The sequence below is a fragment of the Bacillus nitratireducens genome (assembly GCF_001884135.1).
Lineage (GTDB): Bacteria > Bacillota > Bacilli > Bacillales > Bacillaceae_G > Bacillus_A > Bacillus_A nitratireducens.
On record NZ_MAOC01000027.1, the window covers coordinates 213,565 to 235,613 of the forward strand.

Consider the following 22,049-nt stretch of genomic DNA (forward strand, 5'->3'; position numbering starts at 1 on the left):
TTATCTCCGAATCTGTCCATTTCCACGGATCACATATTTTGTAGAAGTCAATGCAGGAAGCCCCATTGGACCCCTTACATGTAGCTTTTGTGTACTGATGCCAATTTCTGCTCCAAATCCGAATTCAGATCCATCAGTAAAACGAGTTGATGCATTATGATAAAGTGCTGCCGCATCAACAGCTGTGAAAAATTTGCCGACGTTTTCCTCCTTCTCTGTAATAATCGCTTCGGAATGCATAGATCCATACGTATTTATGTGATGAATCGCTTCTTCTATAGAAGAAACTACTTTAACTGCCAGCGTAAGAGATAAAAATTCTGTCCCCCAGTCTTCTTCTGAAGCAAGTACAATTGAAGAATCAATTGCAAATGCTTTCTGATCACCTCGTAGCTCCACGCCTCTTTCCTTCAAAGAAGAAAACAACTCGCTACCGAATTGCTGCACCCAGTTCTCATGAAGTATAATCGTTTCAATGGTATTACATACAGATGGACGCTGCGTTTTTGCATTTATAATAATATCAATTGCCATTTGTTTATTCGCTGTTTCATCAATGAAAATATGACAATTTCCCGCACCTGTTTCGAGTACTGGAACAGATGCTTCTCTCACTACAGTATCTATTAATTGTTTGCCACCTCTTGGAATAAGAACATCTAAGTACCCATTCAATGTAAACAACTGCTTTGCACTATCTCGCGTTGTATCTTCTATTAGCTGTACACTTTCTGGAGGCAAGCTTGTTTGTTTGAGCGCTCGGTGAATAACGGCAACGATGGCTTTGTTAGAATTGATAGCAGAAGAGCTACCACGTAAAATGACTGCATTTCCTGTTTTCAAACATATTGTAGCAGCATCTACCGTTACATTTGGCCTTGCCTCGTAAATCATCCCAACAACACCAAGTGGTACACGCATCTCCTGAATAGATAGTCCATTTGGTCGCTCCCATTCGCTTACACATTCTCCAACAGGATCACGTAATTCAATTAGCTGCTTAATTCCTTCTGCCATATCAATAATACGCTGCTCATTGAGCATAAGACGATCAAGAAGAGAATGAGAAAATCCTTTCGCCTTACCTTCTTCAATATCCCGTTTGTTTTCCTCTAAAATATAAGCTGTTTCTACTATTAGCCTTTCAGCAATTGAAGCAAGTGCTTCGTTTTTTTGATTGGTTGATTTAAGCACAAGATCCCTAGCAATTTCTTTCGCTTTTTTTCCCTTTGCCAACACTTCATTCATTTTTATTTCCTCCTTTTTAAAGATTACAGTTTAAGAGCCCTTTAACACCAGTATCTAAATCTTTCTTGTATTAGAATTAAAGCTTAAAATGAAACCCAATGATCCCTATGAATGACTTCATAATTATGCCTTTCGCCTCTTGCTTGAATATCTTGGCTTTGCATACCTTTTACAGCCCCTAGTTCCTCTGCGTTATATGTGCATTGTCCTTTTCCAATTACGCGCCCTTGTTGCGTGATTACTTCTACGACTTCACCCACTTTGAAAAATCCTGACACATTCGTAACACCAGCAGGAAGAAGACTCTTACCATGCTGAATGATAGCAGTAGCTGCTCCGGCATCTACTTCAATTTGTCCGCTAACAAGCGAATGCAAGGCGATCCATTGCTTGTTCATCTTCACTTCTTTTTGAGGAGCATTTCCGACATACGTCCCGTCACCTTTGCCCTTCAAAACATCTACAAACTTCTCTTGTCCACGTCCTGTTCCGATAAATACACTCACGCCAAGAGAGAGTGCTGTCTTCGCAGCATCAATTTTTGATTTCATACCGCCAGTCCCAAGTTTTGATCCAGCATCTCCTGCAAGAGAAGCGATTTCTTCCGTAACTTCAGGAAGAAAATAATATTTTTTCGCATCTGCATTTTTCTGAGGATTTTTGTCATATAAACCGTTCACATCCGTAAAAATCATAAGCATATCCGCCGAAACAAGCCCGCTTACTAAAGCTGACAGCATATCATTATCACCGAACGTCAGCTCCTCTAAAGAGATGGAATCATTTTCATTAATTATTGGAAGAGCAGAACGGTTTAGTAACTCTCCTAAAGTAGCGTAAGCATTACTATATTGTTCTTTTCTAGAAAAATCACTTCTCGTCAGCAAGAGCTGCGCAGTAACGATACCATACTTACGGAATTCCTCCGTGTACGCCTGCATTAACAAACTTTGTCCGACAGCCGCAGCAGCCTGTTTTCCTTTAATTGTCACAGGTCTGCTAGGATATCCTAGAGCAGAAAAACCTGCAGCGACAGCCCCAGATGTAATTAACAAAACTTCATGCCCTTCCTCTTTCAATCGAGCCAATGCGGCAACGTGATCTGAAAGTTGTTCTTTAGAAATGCCTCCGTGACTATCTGCCAAGGACCTACTCCCAATCTTTACAACAATTCGTTTTTTTTTCACTTTTTTATCCTCCAAGTCTAAAATCAAAGTTTTTTATAAATTACACTTCTAGTCATACAGCTTGCAGCGATTCTATTCTTTTCAATGCTGCGCCTAGCCTATTTAAGAGCAAAATAAAAATGACCGCTTCGCCCTTAATAAAATAAAAAGGACGAAACGGTCATTGTTCCGCGGTACCACCTTAATTGATATACATAGATATCCACTTGGCGCCTATAACGCAGGCGAACGCCTAAACTTTCATTTAAGACTCAGGGATAGGTTCGATATATTCTATACGAGGAATCTTTCAGCCGGTGAATTCCACTCTCTTTCGCAAGAAGATATATGTACTATTTCCCTTCAACGATTTTCGGTTTAATTTTTTATATTATGCGATATAGTTTGATTTGGTGTCAAGAAGTATTTTTAAAAATAAATAGAGCGGCAAGTTTTTAGTATAAAATTATGAACATCACCATTTCTTAAAAATGTGGATTTAACTATACCTTATCGATTATTAATCAACATACAGCTTTTTAGCATGCAACACATAGAACTAGTCATGTCACAAATCCTACAACTTCTCCTAATCCCTTATGCGAATAATAGAATGTTTTGCTATTATCAAACATGATTTTTGATGTTATCTAGTGTAGACAATACAAAATATTAAATTATACTGCATGTACTTATATAGTTTCAAAAAAATTAATTAATTTTTAGTATTGCAAAAAGGACTACACTCTCTTAAAATATTTCTTTATATTGTATGGGATATTATTTAACTTTTTCAGAATAATATTTTAAAACCGATAAAATTGATTATTAAAGGAGCCAGATCGAGTTATTATGGACAAACAAATTGGATTCATCGGATGTGGAAATATGGGGATGGCTATGATTGGTGGGATGATAAACGAAAATATAGTGCCTTCAGAAAAAGTAATTTGTTCAGATTTAAACGTTACAAATTTAAAAAATGCTAGCGAAAAATATGGCGTAACTATAACTTCTGACAACAATGCGGTAGCTGAAAATGTTGATATTTTAATTTTGTCAATCAAGCCAGACTTATACTTATCAGTAATTAACGAAATAAAAGACCAAATAAATGGTGATGTAATAATCGTAACTATTGCTGCTGGAAAAAGCATTATGAGTACTGAGGATGCTTTTGGTAGAAAGTTAAAGATTGTAAGAGTAATGCCTAATACACCAGCTCTTGTTGGCGAGGGAATGTCTGCATTATGCCATAATGAACTGGTTACAGAAAAAGATTTAGAAGATATATTAAACATTTTTAATAGTTTTGGCCAAACAGAGATAGTAAATGAAAAATTAATGGATGTTGTAACTTCTGTAAGTGGTTCTTCGCCAGCCTATGTATATATGTTTATAGAAGCCATGGCAGATGCTGCTGTATTGAATGGCATGCCAAGAGATCAAGCATATAAATTCGCAGCCCAGGCTGTATTAGGCTCTGCAAAAATGGTACTAGAGACAGGGATACATCCAGGTGCATTGAAAGATATGGTTTGTTCTCCAGGTGGAACGACTATAGAAGCTGTAGCAACATTAGAAGAAAAAGGTTTAAGAACAGCCGTCATTTCAGCTATGAATCGTTGTACTCAAAAATCTGTTGAATTATCTAGTCTAACGAAAAACAATTAAGATAAAATTGGACAATTGCGTTTGCTTTAAAGTGATTGTATACCATATTCATATTTGGTTTAGATAATCCTCATTATAAGTAGCAAATAAAACGGACGAATTCATACTTTCTTGAGTTTGTCCGTTTTATTATTTACTATTCTAAAATAATTTTATGCTATTTGTTACCCTCTAGTCTCCCCAACTTTTCCCCCGCATAAGACTCTGAATAAAATTAGGGAAAGAAATGAGAAAACTGAGAGTTTATTACCTAAGAGCATTGATTACAACTTCAGCAGCCTCTGCAATTAGTTGATTATCATAGGTAGCCTCTTTCTCATCTTTACTAGATAAAATTGCGATGATAATGGGTGCTCTATTTGGCGGCCAAACGATAGCAATATCATTGCGTGTCCCATAACTTCCAGCTCCTGATTTATCTCCAACTATCCAGTCAGTTGGTACGCCTGCACGAATAAGTTTGTCTCCTGTAGTATTTCCTTTCATCCACTCTGTAAAAATGTTACGTTTATGAGCTGGAAGCGCATTTCCGACCGTAAAAGCTTTAAGATTCGTAGCAATTGCTTTCGCTGTACTAGTGTCACGAATGTCCCCTGGAATAGCCTCGTTTAACTCTGGCTCAAAGCGATCAGCCATAGTAACACGATCACCCATCTGTCTAAGTGCTTTTTCATATCCTTTAGGTCCGCCTATTTTATTAAATACAATGTTCCCGGCAGTATTATCACTGGAACGAACAGCTGCCTCTGCAATTTCCCCAAGTTTCATGCCTGTATCTACATGTTTCTCTGTAATGGGTGAATATTCAACTAAGTCTTCTTTCGTATAAGTGATAACTTCATTTAATTTATCAATTGAGTTTTGCTGTAGCAATACCCCTGCCGCTAAGGCCTTATAGGTTGATGCATAGGCAAACCTCTCATTAGGTCGATATGCAATTGTACGATTTGTGCCAGTATCAATAGCATACACGCCTAACCGAGCATCAAATTTTTTCTCAAGTTGAGAAAATTCTTTATACGTCGCATGATTTTTATGTTTCACTTGCCCTGTCTTTTCTTTCGCTTCAACTTGCAATGTCCCTCCTGTAATAGTTTCTAGGCTTGTAAGACTTAAACCTAATATACCAACGCATATTCCTATTTTTAGTATCCTCTTGTTTTTCAAAATCATCATTCCTTTCAAACTTTTAATACTGAAAACAAGTGGTAAATTCAATACACTGTATCCAATTTGAACACCTGTTTTTATACGTACACATAATAGACTCTCTAAGTAACAAGTTTGTTCCATAAATAAAAAAATTCTTTAACTAGTAATAGAGGTATTAACAAAAATGAGAAATAACAACTATGGTAGCTGCTATTTCTCATTTCAAATCTTATTTTTATTCTTTAGTTTATAACAGATTTATATAAACAGTGTCTCTTCAGCCCTGGTAATAGTTCTCTTTCCTAAAGAAAGATACCCAAATTTCACTGATTTTTATTTGAACTATCTGTACTAGCAGCTTCACCATGTATACGTTGCTGTTTTAAATCAAAGTATACATCTAAAACTTCCTTTCCAATTATAGAGTTAATTCCACTTTTATCATTATGAAGCCACGGGACTACTACAGAAAATGCTACTTCTGGATTATCATATGGAGCATATCCAACTAATGTTAAGTTGTAACATTCCATACGTTCTCCCTTTGCATTTCTACCAATTGGATCATCTCCACCATATACAGTTTGAGCTGTCCCTGTCTTTCCTGCTGGTTTATATGAAGCATTTTTGAAATACTTTACACCAGTTCCATCACCTTCTTGGAATACCCATCTAAACCCTTCTTTTATCCGATCAATATGTTCTTTCTTCATATCAACTCGATTTAATACGACAGGCTCTATTGAGCGTATAACTTTGCCAACCTCTTCTTCTTTTATTGATTGTTCTCGTATTTCTTGTACAATTTGAGGTTGCATTCTATAACCGCCATTAGCAATAGTTGAAATATATTGTGCCAATTGCAATGGCGTATAAGTATCATACTGACCGATAGAAAAATCTAGTAAAAATCCAGGTTGACTATCTACTTTTCTAGTTTGCCCAATTATTTCATTCGGTAAATCAATACCTGTTGGGACCCCTAAACCAAATTGTCTAAAATAATAGCGCATCGTATCAAATGCTTCTTGTTTAATATCCAACGAACCATTTGGTACGTAATTAACTCCCGCAATTTTTAAAGCTGTCTGGAACATGTATACATTCGAAGATACTTGTAAAGCTCGTAAATCATTAATATTACCAAATCCCGATACATTCCACGATTTCTTAGCTTGTGTACCTTTAAATTTCATCGGTGCATCATAAAATTGATCTCCTGGATGTATTGCCCCTGTCTCATATCCAGTTAATAAAGTAGCACCTTTTACAGCTGACCCTAGCTCATACGAAGTTGTCATGTTACCTAATGCTAAATCCTCAATCTCTATTTCCCCTTCTTTTTCTACAATCTTTTTGCCTGCCATAGATAAAATCTGCCCATTATTTGGATTCGTCATGACGACAAAAGCTCGGTCCAACAGTGGCTCTGAACTCTTAAAAGCTCTCAAATTTTTCTCAATACTTTCTTCCACTTTCTTTTGTAATTCCATATCAATCGTTAATGTTAAACTATTACCACTTTTTCCTTTAGAGATTATTTCTGTGTTTATAATGTTTCCTGATTTATCAGTAATGTTTTTCACTTCTTCTTTTGTGCCGTGTAATACATCTTCATATCGTTGTTCAATATAACTTTTTCCTACACGATCATTACGGTTATATCCACGTACCAAATAAGAATCTAAGTTTTCTTTCGGTAATCCTTCTTCACTACTTGTAATATTACCTAACACGGAACGAAATAAATTACCATTTACATAATTACGTTCCCACTCAACTGCTGCATCTACTCCTGGAAACTCCGTAAGGTTTTCACTTATGCGCGCATACTCTTGATCTGTTACATCTTTTTTAATAATTTGTGGTGTTAGTTGATAACCTGAACTCATTCTACTTTTAATAGCTAATACTTTTAAATCTTGTGCTGTTAATTCTGCCAATTCCACTTCTGTCACACGACTTCGTCTTAAATCTTCAATTTTTTTGTCTAGCTCTTTTCCCTCTATTCCCTTTTCTTTAAACTTTCCTATGTCTTTTTTAGTAATCTTTGATTCCGCACGTTTTGTATTCAATTGCATCCAGAAATCTTTTTTATCAATATCAGTTAATTTATTTATATCTTGCTCAGGCATTTCAAGTACTATTGCCAAGTCTTTTGCTGTTTTTAAAATGTCTTTACTCGTTATCCCCTTCACCCTTGTATACGTAATCGTACGAAGAGATCGATTATTAACAACCATTTTTCCTTCTCGGTCTAGAATTTGTCCACGTGGAACCGGAATGCTAGTTGTTTCATTTTGACTGTTTTCCACTTGGTTCTTATACGCCTCTCCTTCAACAATTTGCACCTTTCCAAGCTGAACAATAATAGCTGAGAATAGTAAAAATATGCAAAGGAACATTATATTTAATCGAATAGATATATATGTTTTCTGCTTATTTCCTTTTTGTTTTTTCATAAATCCTCCATATAATTCTTCCGGAACTCCTCACTAATACTTAGTAAATAAATATAGTAAATACGTTCCCTATATATTAGAAACCACCATTCAGTTATAAATAGTGTCTTATCTTTTTTTCTAAATCCTTATAAGAGTCAATTCCTTTTCGTTTAGCCACGTAATTAATAACCCTCCTTTCCTGTTGTTCTCTCTATTTTTTTGTCGCTCATATTAGAAATACTAAACTGTATAATGACCCATATTAAACTTACACATAAATTTGCTAAAAACTTTTCATACTGATTATTCCTTTCTTCATGCTGTAATACTTAATAGACAACCTAAATAATAAAGTTGTTCCACATTTACAAAAAAAATTATTAACTATAAGATGGAATAGGTTAAAAAGGGAGGGTTTTATGTTACATATAAAAATAAAAAGATGGAGATTTATAGCGGTTTTTTCTATTGTAGGTGTGATTTTAATAATTTTGTTAAAAAGTAATTTCGTTTCAATTACTACCGAGACTTCTTCAGCTGAAAGAGGAAAAATTCTTGATCAAAATGGTGTAATACTAGCTACAAATAAGAAAGTTAAGTCTCTATATTGCACTTCTAATGATGAAAAACTATCGAATCAAGATACATCAAACACATTAGCTTTTTTTAATCAATTTTCAAACGAGTTTCAACATGATATTTCTACAGAGGACATAAAATCACAATTACAACAATCTTGTAAAAAGCAGACTATGAATGATATACCGTTATACTCTGACATAAATGAGAGTGAGCTTACATTCATAAACAAAAACAAACCCAATAATGTAATAATCAAAGATGAATGGATCCGATATTATCCTAAACACGAAATTGGTTCACAACTAATTGGATATGTAGAAAATGACCTTAATTCTAAGTATGGACCTGTTGGGAAAAGTGGGATTGAGCTTCAATATGAAAATGATTTAAAAGGAAAACCCGGAAAAACTCTGATTTTTAAAATGAATAATAAAAAGTTCTTATGGAACATTCAAAAAGTACAAAAAGGAAAAGATGTCCGGCTAGCTTTAGACTCTAAATTGCAGCAAAAAACAGAGGAAGCATTAAGATCTCAAATTAAGAAAATACCTGATGCTAATGCTGGTTATGTTGTAGTAACCGATGTAAAAACTGGCGCAATTTTAACTATGGCCAACTCAGCAGTTTTTAATCCAAATACATTAAATACACATGTATCATCTAAAAATGAAAACATTAAATCACTTTCGCAAAATAAAGCAATTCAAAAATTAAAGTACGGTGAATATTATGTAAATATGGCCTCTACTATAAAGCCACTTACTATTTTAATTGGATTAAACGAAAAGCTTTTTCAACCTGAAGATACTTATTTAGATAAGGGTAGTTTTCAGTATGATAATCAAAATAACATTACGAATGCACCTGGAACGCCAACTGGTGAAATTACACCGAGGCAGGCTATCATTAATTCATCTAACACATTTATGACAGCAAAAGTAGCACTGCCCTTATTCAACCAAAATAATGGGAATATAGAAAAAGTGGCACATATATGGACAGATTATTTAATGCAATTCGGCCTACGTTCTAAAACCGGGATTGATTTACCCTTTGAAGAAGACGGACAATATGAATTCCATCCATCTAATAAGTTTGAAAATGGAATCTCCGCTTTATTAAATGCCTCTTGGGGAGGAAATGAAGTGCATACTCCTCTTCAACTCGCTCAATATGCAGCAACTTTGGCAAGTAAAGGTGATAAATATAAACCTCAAATCGTAAGTGCTATTATTGGTCAGGACGGTAAGGAAACAAAAAAGTTTAAGCCAATTTTAGAAAGTTCCAATCGTTATCCTATGAAATTTTGGAGTGTCGTGCAAGGTGGAATGAGTCAAAATATAGAGGAGATTAAAAACTTTCCCTTTCATGTGGCAGGTAAAACGGGTATTACAGGTTTTCCGAATGAGCAAGAAAGAATGATAAATCATTCTCTATTCATTGCATATGCTCCTACCGAAGATCCACAAATTGCTATTTCTGTCGTTATTCCTGGTAGTAATTCAGAAAAAAATATTGCTGCTCTCGTTACATCAGAAATTTTAGAGTCCTGGAATACGCTTCAAAAAGAAAATAAAAACAAAGAGGAAGGTTCATTAAAGTGAACCTTCCTCTTTTACCATATAGTATCTATATTTATTATTTTCCATTCACCTGCATCATTCTTTTCAAACATAAATGAATACTTAATATCAGTTAAAACATACTCTTTTTGTACATATCCAGTATTACCGTTTATTGTAGATATTTTTATATATCCATCATTCTGCACCTTTTCTGGAATCCAAGCTTTTACCATTTCATTAGATACTTCATATAAAACTTGTGATTCTCGTTTTGGTTCAGCTAAAATTTTTGTTTTATTTCCAGTAACAGTTGCATATATAAAATGCGCTTGCTTTGGTTGGTTACCTTCTGTAAATCCACTTGGTACTTTGTATACTTTTTTTGTATCATTTGCAAATTCTCCTCCCATTGTAAGAGCGACTTGCAACTCATGAAAAATATCTTCATCAAACTTCAATTCATCCTTCTTATAACTCTTCCCTTTAAATAGAACTTCATCATTTAAAGCTCTAAACAGGTCATTTTCATTTTTTGAATTTGTACTTTGATATAAATCATTCATAAATTGTTTTAATGATGGATCTTGAGCAGACTCATCTTTTGTTTTCGGCTTAATTTGAGTACTACTTTGTACCGGTGATTTATTATCATCAAGCCAAGGTTGTTGTACAATAAAAAATAACATTGTACAAACCAAAACAACTACAATAGGTAATGCTTTTTTACGAAATGGTCTCTTGTATGTTACAGAATCTACTTCACTATTTTGGTATACCGATTGCTTTATTTTATTAATAAATTCTTCTTCATCTTTACGACGCTCCATTGGTCCGTTTTTTAATTTGCTATACCAGTCAGGATTTTTTTTACTGTTCATCACTTCTACCCTCCCCTATTAGTTTTGAAACCTTACTTCTCGCTCGGCTTAATCTAGATTTGACTGTTCCAATTGACACCTCTAATGTTTCAGCCATTTCTTCATAAGACAATTCATATTTCGCGTCCAATATTAGTATTTCGCGGTGTTTTTTAGGTAGTTTTAATACAACATCCCATACATCATTCATTTCTTCTTGCTTAAAAAATTCTTGTTCTGCCGATGGAGATTGCTTATCGTCACTAAAAAATCCCACTAAAGATATCCTTTTAAAATAAGAGGATTTCAAATAGTTTATTGCCGTATTTCTTGTAATTTTTAATATCCACGTTTTAATAGATGACTCCTTTCGAAACGAATGCCAATGTTTAAAAACCTTAATAAATACATCTTGTGTGATGTCATCTGATAAGTGTGGATCTTTCGTAATAATAAATGAATAATTCCATACATCTTGCCAATAGTCTTTTATAACATACTCAAGCTCATCATGATTACATTTTTCAATAAACTTCTGTTCCATTTCCACACCTCAAACTTATTTGAATAAACATAAAACTGCCCTCACTTTTAATATGGTTTCAATATATAGACATGATACAAGTTTCATTTGTTCCATTGTTTATCTTTTTTTCGACAGATGATATTTCTAAAAAAATGTAATAAAAAAGACCAGGATAAATTCTTAAAATCATCCTGGTTTTTCCGTATTAAATATATTTTCATTATTTTTTTATAATAGAAACCGCATCTAATACATCCACTTGACTCCCCATAGTTTTAGTGAGTTTTTTCCATTCAGTTTCTGCTTGTACAGCCGTAACATCATCTGTGTTATATGGTCTATCTTCACCATACGATTTATTGAAATGAAGGATTTCCATTGATGTTTCATTTACAGGGATTTGATTGAAAGTAGTATTGTCAACAATTACAATCAGCTCCTCATAATCTGAATTACGATAGTGACCGAACCAAGTATCGCTAGCATACTGGACTTCTATTTTCTTTTCATTAATTGTTAATTCCTTAATTTTTTTATTTTTCTTACTAGCCAATAATACAGCTTTACCTTTTGGAGCTGAAGGTAATGACTTTATTGGATCTGAACTCCATACTTCATTATCATTATCTGATTCTCTCAACACACCTATCTCAACCATTTTCTCTGCAGTTTTTCGATCCATAATTAATAGTTGTTTACCACCAGTTTCTGCTTTTTTCACTTTATATAAAGTGTTGGTCTTAATTTCACTTTTATGTTGACTTACTATTTCTTTTAATGATTGTTCTTCCCCAATCAATAAAGCGGCATTCCTTGGTTCTTCTTTCTTTCCAAAAGAACAAGCCCCTAACATAGAAATTGATACAACTCCTGCCATACACACTTTCATTACTTTTTTCATTTCTTTTTCTCCTCTTTGCTTGTTTTATCAATACGTTACATTATTTTTTTATATAACCGTTGTAAATAACGCCAACGGACAGTGAAAAAGTACACACTTTGAATGGATATAAAGGCTAGTATAATTAAAATGGACATCTTTAAAACAGAGAAGTCAATTAGCTGTTGCAAGGCTATAAAAGCGACACCACTATGAATAATCGCTATAATTAAAGGCAAGAAGAACATTAACGTAAGCTGACGCGTTACGATTTTCTTTAGCTCTCTTCTACTTAGACCGACCTTCGCAATCATTTCATATTGTTGTTGTTGTTCCCGTTCTAAATCTGCATATAGTCGGAAATATAAAAGACTGGCTGCGAACGTAAAGAATACGATACCTACTAATACACTAACGATAAGTAAAATATCGTTCTCTTGTTTCGAAGAAATCCATTCGGAATACAATGCTTCAAAATAATGATGTGTTTGCACCGAATTATTATTACCCATTGTTGCTTCTAATTTTTTTGTAACCGCTCTTGATTTTTCCCAATTTCCCACTACAAATCCATATTGATTTTTCATTACGTAAGAATCATCTTCCGTCTTTCTATTCGGGATTGTATCGTACAAAGAATCCGAAACAACAATAATAGATCCAATTGTATTTGGGAGAACTATATATGGGACCGCCTTCTTGACCTGAAGAGACATCTCCAAGTTTTCCTGTACTACATCTATTCTCTCAGGTATATCTTTTCCTCTTGCATACTTTTCCTTTTGCGAAACTATTGATGGTACTATGATTGCTTGTTGATCATTGTCTAACTTTTCCATTTCATATCCGAAGATTTTTGCAAACTTGTTATACTCTGATACTTTGATTAGCACTAAATTATTTTCCGTGAATTTAGGATTCGTAACCGCTACCTGATAAGAGAAATTTGAGCGAGTGAATTGTTTTTTTATTTCTGTAATGTGCTCTTCTTCTTGTAAATTATCTCCTAACGAAGTATAGGTAAATGCAAATGGGTTGGTCATTTCGGTTAATCCCTTATTTCCCATTGCTAGGCATGTACCAATCCCTGTGAAGGCCACAGCGGAAACGATCGCTAGCATAAAGAACATAGTTGTATTATCCTTCATACGATAGGCCAATTCAGATATAGTAAGCAGGTTTGTTTTATTAAAAAACAAAGTGTCTTTTTTCTTTAAGACTCGTATTACATACACACTCAACTGTGAAAATAGAAAATATGTCCCTATCACTACAAAGACTACCCCTCCAAGTAAGTAAGGCATAATGAAGTTTCTTTCTAGTACGAAATAGAACACACATCCATACCCTAATCCAATGAAGAATACGGAAAGAAATGCTAATGCTTTTGATGCCTTTGGCTCTGGTTTTGGTTTTTCCTCTGATTTCATCAAATCAATAAACTTGTTTCCTTTTACCATCTTAGAAGTAAACAAAGAAATAACTAGAAACAGAATCAAAAATGCGCCAGTTGTCATAAAGACAGCTTTTATAGGAACATAAAAAGGAAGTCCATTATCAATCGCTAATATATTTTCACTTGCTAATAAATTGAGCTTTGCAAATATCAATCCAATTAAGATACCAAACATAATAGATCCGATTCCAATTAACATATTTTCTAAAAAAATTAATTTGTTTAACTGCGCCGGTGTCATACCATGCATGATTAAAATTCCAAATTCTTTTTTCCTTGTTTTAAAAAAAGAACTCACCGAATATAAAAGAAAGAAAAATGAAAATATAAAAATGAGATATTGAGATATTTGCATACCCATTGTTCCTAATAGACTCATTGTTTTACTTGTGGAGACTAGTTCTCCTTGTAAATCAGGATGGAAAAGTAAGAGTGAATATGTGAAAAAAACCATAACTGAAAATGAGCTACTTAGAAAGTGTGCAGCATAAGTCCGCTTACTTCGAATGATATTATTAAAAGCGAATCTTTGAAAAGTCATGCTTACGACCTCCTAATAATGCAAGTACATCTATAATTTTTTGATAAAACAATTGTTGGTTTTCTCCATTATAAATTTCGTTATACAATTTTCCGTCTTTAATAAATACAACACGATCACAAAAACTTGCAGCCACTGGATCGTGCGTAACAAGCATCATTGTTGCATCTTGTTCTTTATTTAATCGTTTTAATAACTCCATTACATCATTAGCCGCTTTTGAATCTAAGTTTCCCGTCGGTTCATCTGCTAGTAATAATTTGGGTTTATGAATTAGAGCACGTGCAATGGCTGTTCTTTGTGCTTGCCCACCAGATATTTCATATGTTCGTTTATTTAATATATCTTGAATGCCTAATTTTTCTGCAATACCTTCTACCTTCCGATTCATTTCCTCAACTTTGGTACCATCTAACGTCAGAGGAAGAACAATATTTTCTTTTACAGTTAATGTTGTAAGAAGATTGAATGCCTGAAACACAAAACCTAATTCACGTCTTCGAAATAATGCCAGTTCATTTTGAGATAATTGATATGGATTTTCTCCATTAATCAATATTTTTCCTGATGTGGGAGAATCAATAGTAGAAACCATATTCAACAAAGTAGTTTTTCCACTTCCTGATGGACCCATTATTCCTACAAACTCCCCTTTTTTCACACTCAAATTAATGTCGGAGAGTGCTTCATAAGATACCTTTCCTGTATAGATTTTACTCAGTTCACAGACCTTTAATATTTCCATATCATTTTGCTCCTTATTATCTTTTGATAACCTAAGTTTATCTAAACCTTCCTTCTTCTCATATCGATTAACCTTTCATGTATCTAACAGGTGTGTAAGATTTCTGAAAAGTTAAAATAAATATATGCTAACGATTTGCATAAGGGAAAATGATACGAATTGTTGTTCCTTTTCCTACTTCCGACTTTATTTCAATATTATGCTCCAATCTTTTTATAATACTTTTCACAAGATATAATCCCATCCCAGTAGATTCCTTAAATTTCCGCCCGTTTATTCCCGTATAAAATGGGCGGAACACTCTCGGAAGGTCTTCCTTTGGAATTCCCACACCATGATCTTGTATTGTAAGGATTACAGAGCGCTCTTCTTCTAATGTAGTAATAGTAACGTTTTTTCTACTTCCTGCTGAATACTTAATGGCATTGGATATCACTTGATGAATAACAAACCGAAGCCACTTTCTATCGGTTTCTACCATAATAGTTTGTTTTATTTTCACTTCTGGATATACATAGTTACGGATAAATAAACGTTTATTTTCACGGATTACTTCTTGAACAATATCCTGTAATGACACTCTTTCCACATAAAAATCTTGCTCAAACGTTTGTAATCGCGCCATATATAACACCATTTCTAATCCATACTGCATTTGATCTACTTCTTCTACAATACTTTCAAAAACCTCCCCATTCTCTTCTTGTGTGATCAGTTCAATAACTGATAACGGCGTTTTCATCTGATGCACCCATTGATTAATAAATGTAAGGTGTTCTTTTTGTTTATACTCCCAAGTCCTTAACTGTTGATGATATTGACTATATTGTGTTTCTAATACTCGCTGAAGTGCAACTGATAATGGAGTAGAATCCAGTTCTTCTAAGGATTCCTCTAATGTTTCTGAAGAAGTGGATAATTTTTTATAAAATCTACGATGGCTATAATAGCAATAAACTAAATACCCAATTAAAAAACATCCTCCTAAAAACACACTATATAATGCAGTAGATAAATGATTATATCCATCCAGCCAATAAACAGTTAGAACAACAAATAGCTGAATAATTGAGAAACAGATGAAAGGGATATGTTCACGTAAAAATAAATTCATTATTAAACCTCATCATTCTTCCAAGTTATTTTCAGACGATATCCTGCACCACGAACTGTTTCTAATGCATTTTTTATTCCGATTTCTTCTAATTTTTTTCGGACACGTGTAACATTTACACTTAAAGTATTATCATCTACATACGTATAGTCATCCCAAAGTTTTTCTAAGATTTTCTCTCGACTAACAATGCTAGGAGATTGTCGTAAGAGAGTTTCTAGTAAAACAGTTTCTTTTTTAGACAGAATACACATGCTATCATTTAGCTTTAATTCCATTTTTTCTGGATAAAGTATTAAACCAGATTGCTGAACAACTCTTTCTTCTGCTTTAGGTGCATATTCCCCATAGATTCTTCGAAGATGACTTCGGATTTTTGCCATTACAACTTCATAATGAAACGGTTTAGTGATATAATCGTCTGCACCATGTTCAAGTGCCATAACTTGCTCCATCTCTCCATTACGTGCTGATATAAATATAATGGGACAAGTTGAGAGCGTTCTAATTTGTCGGCACCAGTAAAAACCATCAAAACTAGGTAAATTTACATCTAATAAAACTAAATCAGGTTGAATTTTCACAAAGTTATCTAAAACATTTTCAAAATCCTCTGTAATATTCCCTTCATATCCGTACTTATTAATATGGGATTGAAGTAATTTAGAAATTTTTTGGTCATCTTCTACAATCATAATTTTATACATATATTAAGCTCCTTTTATTTATCTTTTCCGACAGAAGACTCCCTTCTCGGTGTCCGTAGGAATCTCCCTCTTCAAACATGCCGCAAGGTCGTTAAGTGGGATTAGTTAAAGTATATGTTTATTATTTGTAAGAATATAAAATATACTTTTACCTTTTAGTATAAAGAAATTTCCCTCTTACTTATATTGAATAACCTTACTTCAAACTAACAGCTTTGTAATGTTTCTGAAAATAAAGTTAAGTATAATATCTATTATTTTTTAAATTTCAATTATTAAATTTAACATTTTAAATTTGTTGTTTTATAATTTTCAAATAAAAAATAATCGTATTTAATTGTGTAAAAAACACGAAATTAAATACGATTATTAAAATCATAAAATCTGCATTTAGACATGAATTAACCGATTCCTAATATAATCTTGAATCGGTAAGATTTGCATATTTACTAAAGAAGTAAATTTCACCTTTTAATTAAGTATTATTTCTGAAAAACATGTTTTACTTTTTCGCCCGGAACATTACTCCCCCCTCTTCCTTTTACATCTTCGATCATCATGGTAACAATCATGTCTGGCGCATTTGCATCAAAAGCTGCAAACCACCCAAGTTCTTTTCCGTCTGCTTCTTTCGACTCTTTCAGTTCTGCTGTACCTGTTTTACCAGCAAGCTTTACACCATCAACCTTAGCGATTCTCCCCGCGCCATCAGGGTCATTAATGACTTTTATTAATGCACTTTTTAATATCTCTTGATTCTTTTTAGAAACCACATTTTCTTTCCAATTCCCCGCTACTTTTGTTTCTTTTAAAAGATGTGGCGACGGAATATTCCCTTCATTCACAATCGGCGCATATGTTAATGCTAAATGAAGTGGTGTCATTAATACTTGTCCTTGTCCGTATCCCGTGTCTGCTAGTTGAATATCATTTTTTATCCCATCTTTTGCAATGATTGAAATAGGAAATTCGTATTCGATTGGTAATTTTTCGTGAAATCCGTATTTCTTAAATTCATTTACATACTGATCTTTCCCCATTTTCAAAGCTTGTTGAGCAAAATAAATATTATCAGAGTACTTCATTGCCTTATCAAAATCAACTGGACTAGCTTCCTTCACACGTGTTACATAATAATTTCCCCAGGATGAATCTTTTGTCCACTTTAATCCTTGAATTTTAAATTCTTCTTTAGGATTTATTGTGTTTGTTTCCAAACCAATTGCACCGGTAATCGTTTTAAATACGGAACCTGGTACAAATGCTTGTGTAAAGCGATTCATCATTGGTAGTTTCGAGTCATTATTCCATGCTTCTCGTTGCGCTTTTGATGCTCCTCTAACTATTGTATTTGGATTATAAGCAGGGCTACTTACAAGTGCGATTGTTTCTCCTGTTTTAGGATTGATCGCTGCACTAGATCCTGCTTCATTTTTCATCTCATTAAAGATTTTTTCTTGAATTGCAGCATCAATTGTTAACGTGACATTTTCCCCTTCTTTTGCTTCTTTTTTTGCTACGTTTTTAATCTCTTTCCCATTCTCATCTTCTATAAATACGCGTCCACCCTTTTCACCACGCAATTTATTCTCTAGTACTTTCTCTAAACCCGTCTTACCTACTAAATCATCTGCTTGATAACCTTTTTTTTGAAGCGATTTTAACTCCTCTGCATTTACCTTTCCTATATATCCAGTTAAGTGTGCGGCTGCTTCTCCTAATGGATACGTACGAATATTTACTGGTCGAGATGAAACTCCTTCTAATTCAATATAATCATTCTGTCTGGCTCCCTCATTTAAAATACCAATTGGTACAAAGGAGTCTGGTTTTATCCATTTCGCTGTGAGCTTCTGTTCGACCTCTTCTATAGACATATCAAGTAATTGTGCTACTATTTCTTTTGTCTGCGTTGCCGTTTCGCCTAGTTTCTCTGGAATAATTCCAACCTCAGTCGCTTTACCATTCGTTGCAAGCCCTTTTCCATTTCGATCATATATTTCTCCGCGTTTTCCTTGCTCTGTTTGCATACGTACTTTGTAATCTTTTTTCATACCTGGGAAAATGAAGTCTGGCGTCCAATCTATTTTCCAAGATTCCTTATCTTTCACGAGTTTTGCTTCATGGATGAATGAAACAGTTCCTCCATCTGTATCCATATTAACTTCAAAAAGAAAAAGTTCTTTATCTTTAGTATTCTCGCCTTTCGTTTTAACTTTTAAATTCTTAACTCCTATACCCTCATAGATTTTTTGATATTTCTCTGCGAAATCCTTTTTAGAAATCGTTTTTTTGGCATTTTCTGATAAATGATCATACATATTTGTAAATTTTTTATCATTCCATAAATTAACATATTCTTCAAATGCTTGTTTTGGCGGTTCGTCTTTATTACATCCTACCAACATAACTCCGAAACAAAAGAAAAGCAGCATCCATAATTTTTTCAATTCAATCTTCTCCCTTAGTTAAAAATGTTTTAACGCTTAATAGACAGTGTAAGTAATGAAATTGTTCCATATTTACAAAAAGATTAAATTTATGGTTAAGCTGCATTCCGGGAGGGAAGATTTTAAGTTTCTTCCAAACATAAGGAGCGAATATATTTAGCGAACGTTATCATTATTAGTGTTGTTTTAACAATTTTATTTTAAATACCTTTTAGTTCATTTTCACCGATCTTATCTTTTTTCTTTATAGATTTTTGATACAAAAAAAAGAATCCTTTTACTAAGGATTCTGCACCAGAAAATAACAAAAATATAGACAATAAAAAGAATTACTTAAAGTATAATTTATAGGCACTCTATATCCTTCTTTTTCACACCAAAAACCCCTGTACAGCATGCGACAGGAGTTTAGGTCATTCTACAGTTTATTTAGAAGAGTCATGTACAGGCAAACTACTAAAAATCAATTCAGCAACTTTTACATATCCTTTTGAGTTTGGATGAATTAAATCTGTAGACCAAAGCGTATTGTCATTAACTAAATGATGATTCCAAAAGTCAACATGATGAAGCTTATACTCGCTACTCAGTGAAAGTATAACTTCATTTGCCTCTAATAATTGTTCTTTTAATACTTGTTTTTTTTCAGAAGAAAAAGGAAGCCGAACTGTAAAATCTGGAAGGTTTGCTATAATAATATCAGCATCTGTTTTACTTAATGTATCTATCATAAATTCCATATCGTTCTTATATGCTTGATGATTCCAACGTCCTTTTAAAACATCGTTTGCACCTGCAATTAGACTAACCAAATCTGGATTAAAAGTTAATGCCTTTTCCAATTGCTGTGAGCGAATTTCTTTAGTTACTAATCCACGCTTTGCAAAATTAGCATATTCTATATCGTTTACACACAGTTGAACAAAATGATCTACCCAGCTTTTTAATGCTATTCCCTCAACTTCATCCCCTATCCCCTCTGTAAAACTATCACCAATCGCTACAAAACGCTTCCACATATCTAATCCCCCTTTTTGCTATTTATATCTACACTATATAATAGTTTACAGCGTATATCTATTTTCATTGTGATTTAATGGCATATTGAATATTTTTACCATGTGTAACTTTATTAAACTATCCTTGCATCAGAACCCTTTAAATCGAAAAAACCATAAAAAACGCTATTCTTTTTGTATATTTCTACAAAAAGAATAGCGTTTTTTGATTATATGGACACAAATTTATTTTAGCTTGATAGCAATACCAAAAATTCCGGAGGACCAAATTTGTAAATCAATGCAATCTTTAATTCCAAGCCGTCTACATAAAAATCTATAATACTTTGAAACTTTTTTGTTTCAGACTATAAAATTAGCTTTTTACTATATCAATTGCACTATCCCACATACTACTAAAGAAAGATCCTATTTCGCGCATAAAACGTGTAAACCAATTAGCTTGTTCTACATCAGATTTTGTTACAAGGTCTACTTGTAATGATTTACCTAATAAAAACCCAGGATCTGTACTATCTTTAGGCGAGATAATCATTTTACTAATTGTTACACCTTTTTTAATAGGTGCTTCTTGTTCTTCATTCGATACTTTAAATTCTTTTTTATAAACGTCTTTGTTGCTCTTTGGTATTGGAAGTAAAATAGCTTGCTTCGTTTGAACTACTACATCTTTGTCTTTTGCATTTGCTACTCGCACTGTTTCATACCCTTTTACTACGGATTCTTTTCCATAGACCTTCTTCACTTCAAAATTCGCAAATCCATAATCATATAATTTCTTGGTTTCATCAAAACGTGCTGTATGAGAGTTTGCTTTTATCACTACAGAGATTAGACGCATACCGTTTCTTTCTACTGTACCAGTAAAACAATCTCCGGCTTCTGGAGTAGTTCCTGTTTTTAACCCATCTACACCTTCGTATTGCTTAATTAAACCTTTTAACATCCAGTTAAAGTTCGTCATATCAATCGGATACTTGCCACCATTTTGGAATGTTTTTTTAGGGATTTTTGCTGTATCTAATATTTTCGGGAAATCTTGAATAAGACGTTGTGCTAAAATCGCACAATCTCTTGCGGACATTTTATTTTTCTCGTCTGGAGTTGTCCCTTCTGGGTGATGTCCTTTTAAATCATGGTTTGTTAAACCTGTAGAGTTTACAAATTTATAATTTTTCATTCCAAACTCTTTTGACTTATCGTTCATCATTTTCACGAAATTGACTTCTTTTCCAGCAATCTCTTCAGCTAAAGCAATTGTTGCTCCATTTGCAGAGTAAATTACCATTGCCTCATATAACTCTTTTACCGTATAAGAGCCACCATTTTCTAATGGAACGTTTGATAATGAGCGATCTTGCGAAATCTTATATGCATATTCAGAAATTTTAACTTTTTGATCCCATTTGAGTTTTCCTTTATCCACCGCTTCATGAACTAAGTATTCACTCATCATTTTTGTCATACTAGCAATTGCTAATGATTCATCTGCATTTTTTTCATATAAAATTTTTCCAGAATTTGCTTCTACTAAAATTGCTGATCCTGCTTCTACGTCTATAGCAGGAACTGTTTCCGCTGATGCTCTTCCAAATGTAACGATCATGCTACAAAATAGTGTAAGCACTGTTACTATTGCAATAAATCTCTTGCAAAACATACCTTTCACTTCTGTTACCTCCAATATCTTTGTACTCAAAAAAAGTTGTTCTAACATAATCCTTCAAAAAATGGACAGCGTTATCAAATTCTATATACATATAAGACATTAGGACCACTTTCATATAGAACATCTCATCCCACCCTTTTAGACACACTGACACTCAGTATTCCCACACACATCCCTCTTTTTAATACCTTTGTATTTTTCAAAATGATTCGTACTTTCATATTTTTTAGGATTACACTTAATAGACAATCTAA

At 33.6% G+C, this 22,049-nt stretch carries 16 protein-coding genes and 1 other annotated feature; of the genes, 2 read left to right on the forward strand and 14 right to left on the reverse strand.

Features of this window, described 5'->3' with window-relative positions; genetic code table 11:
* Entirely contained in the window at positions 1 to 1,248 is a 1,248-nt protein-coding gene (locus tag BAU23_RS12225) for a glutamate-5-semialdehyde dehydrogenase (RefSeq protein ID WP_071734546.1), read from the reverse strand.
* A gap of 83 nt (positions 1,249 to 1,331) precedes the next feature.
* On the reverse strand, positions 1,332 to 2,435 hold the full coding sequence (proB, locus tag BAU23_RS12230) for a glutamate 5-kinase (protein ID WP_071734547.1): 1,104 nt from the start codon (positions 2,433 to 2,435) through the stop codon (positions 1,332 to 1,334).
* 144 nt (positions 2,436 to 2,579) lie between these two features.
* Positions 2,580 to 2,790, reverse strand: a binding site (T-box leader).
* 476 nt (positions 2,791 to 3,266) lie between these two features.
* On the opposite strand from proB, the gene proC reads away from it, so the two are divergent.
* Complete coding sequence (gene proC, locus BAU23_RS12235; RefSeq protein WP_071734548.1) at positions 3,267 to 4,088, forward strand: pyrroline-5-carboxylate reductase; 822 nt, start codon at positions 3,267 to 3,269, stop codon at positions 4,086 to 4,088.
* Between the two features lie 246 nt (positions 4,089 to 4,334).
* On the opposite strand, the gene bla is transcribed toward proC, so the two are convergent.
* On the reverse strand, positions 4,335 to 5,282 hold the full coding sequence (bla, locus tag BAU23_RS12240; RefSeq protein ID WP_390829934.1) for a class A beta-lactamase Bla1: 948 nt from the start codon (positions 5,280 to 5,282) through the stop codon (positions 4,335 to 4,337).
* A gap of 281 nt (positions 5,283 to 5,563) precedes the next feature.
* Complete coding sequence (locus tag BAU23_RS12245; RefSeq protein ID WP_071734549.1) at positions 5,564 to 7,702, reverse strand: peptidoglycan D,D-transpeptidase FtsI family protein; 2,139 nt, start codon at positions 7,700 to 7,702, stop codon at positions 5,564 to 5,566.
* A gap of 401 nt (positions 7,703 to 8,103) precedes the next feature.
* Between BAU23_RS12245 and BAU23_RS12250 the strand changes: the two genes are divergently transcribed.
* Complete coding sequence (locus BAU23_RS12250; RefSeq protein ID WP_071734550.1) at positions 8,104 to 9,870, forward strand: peptidoglycan D,D-transpeptidase FtsI family protein; 1,767 nt, start codon at positions 8,104 to 8,106, stop codon at positions 9,868 to 9,870.
* Positions 9,871 to 9,881: 11 nt separating this feature from the next.
* Here the strand turns inward: BAU23_RS12250 and BAU23_RS12255 are convergent, their stop codons facing one another.
* From BAU23_RS12255 to BAU23_RS12300, 10 genes are all read right to left on the reverse strand, one after another.
* Positions 9,882 to 10,709: an SH3 domain-containing protein gene (locus BAU23_RS12255; protein WP_071734551.1), complete on the reverse strand. Its 828-nt coding sequence runs from the start codon at positions 10,707 to 10,709 to the stop codon at positions 9,882 to 9,884.
* Positions 10,699 to 11,232 carry an RNA polymerase sigma factor gene (locus BAU23_RS12260; protein ID WP_000435497.1) on the reverse strand — a complete coding sequence of 178 codons (534 nt, stop codon included), beginning with the start codon at positions 11,230 to 11,232 and terminating at the stop codon, positions 10,699 to 10,701. The genes BAU23_RS12255 and BAU23_RS12260 overlap by 11 nt, the downstream gene beginning before the upstream one ends.
* A gap of 202 nt (positions 11,233 to 11,434) precedes the next feature.
* Positions 11,435 to 12,115, reverse strand: coding sequence for a lipoprotein BA_5634 family protein (locus BAU23_RS12265; RefSeq protein WP_000757439.1), 681 nt, complete (start codon positions 12,113 to 12,115; stop codon positions 11,435 to 11,437).
* Positions 12,116 to 12,150: 35 nt separating this feature from the next.
* On the reverse strand, positions 12,151 to 14,091 hold the full coding sequence (locus BAU23_RS12270) for an FtsX-like permease family protein (RefSeq protein WP_071734552.1): 1,941 nt from the start codon (positions 14,089 to 14,091) through the stop codon (positions 12,151 to 12,153).
* Positions 14,066 to 14,836: an ABC transporter ATP-binding protein gene (locus tag BAU23_RS12275; RefSeq protein WP_000404340.1), complete on the reverse strand. Its 771-nt coding sequence runs from the start codon at positions 14,834 to 14,836 to the stop codon at positions 14,066 to 14,068. The genes BAU23_RS12270 and BAU23_RS12275 overlap by 26 nt, the downstream gene beginning before the upstream one ends.
* A gap of 127 nt (positions 14,837 to 14,963) precedes the next feature.
* Positions 14,964 to 15,950, reverse strand: a complete 987-nt coding sequence (locus tag BAU23_RS12280; protein WP_071734553.1) for a sensor histidine kinase — start codon at positions 15,948 to 15,950, stop codon at positions 14,964 to 14,966.
* A gap of 2 nt (positions 15,951 to 15,952) precedes the next feature.
* Complete coding sequence (locus tag BAU23_RS12285; protein WP_000276753.1) at positions 15,953 to 16,657, reverse strand: response regulator transcription factor; 705 nt, start codon at positions 16,655 to 16,657, stop codon at positions 15,953 to 15,955.
* A gap of 482 nt (positions 16,658 to 17,139) precedes the next feature.
* Positions 17,140 to 19,107: a penicillin-binding transpeptidase domain-containing protein gene (locus BAU23_RS12290; protein WP_000737748.1), complete on the reverse strand. Its 1,968-nt coding sequence runs from the start codon at positions 19,105 to 19,107 to the stop codon at positions 17,140 to 17,142.
* A 425-nt stretch (positions 19,108 to 19,532) separates the two neighbouring features.
* Positions 19,533 to 20,126: an SGNH/GDSL hydrolase family protein gene (locus tag BAU23_RS12295; protein WP_016129451.1), complete on the reverse strand. Its 594-nt coding sequence runs from the start codon at positions 20,124 to 20,126 to the stop codon at positions 19,533 to 19,535.
* Positions 20,127 to 20,481: 355 nt separating this feature from the next.
* Complete coding sequence (locus BAU23_RS12300; RefSeq protein ID WP_000677646.1) at positions 20,482 to 21,795, reverse strand: D-alanyl-D-alanine carboxypeptidase family protein; 1,314 nt, start codon at positions 21,793 to 21,795, stop codon at positions 20,482 to 20,484.
* Between the last annotated feature and the right edge of the window lie 254 nt (positions 21,796 to 22,049).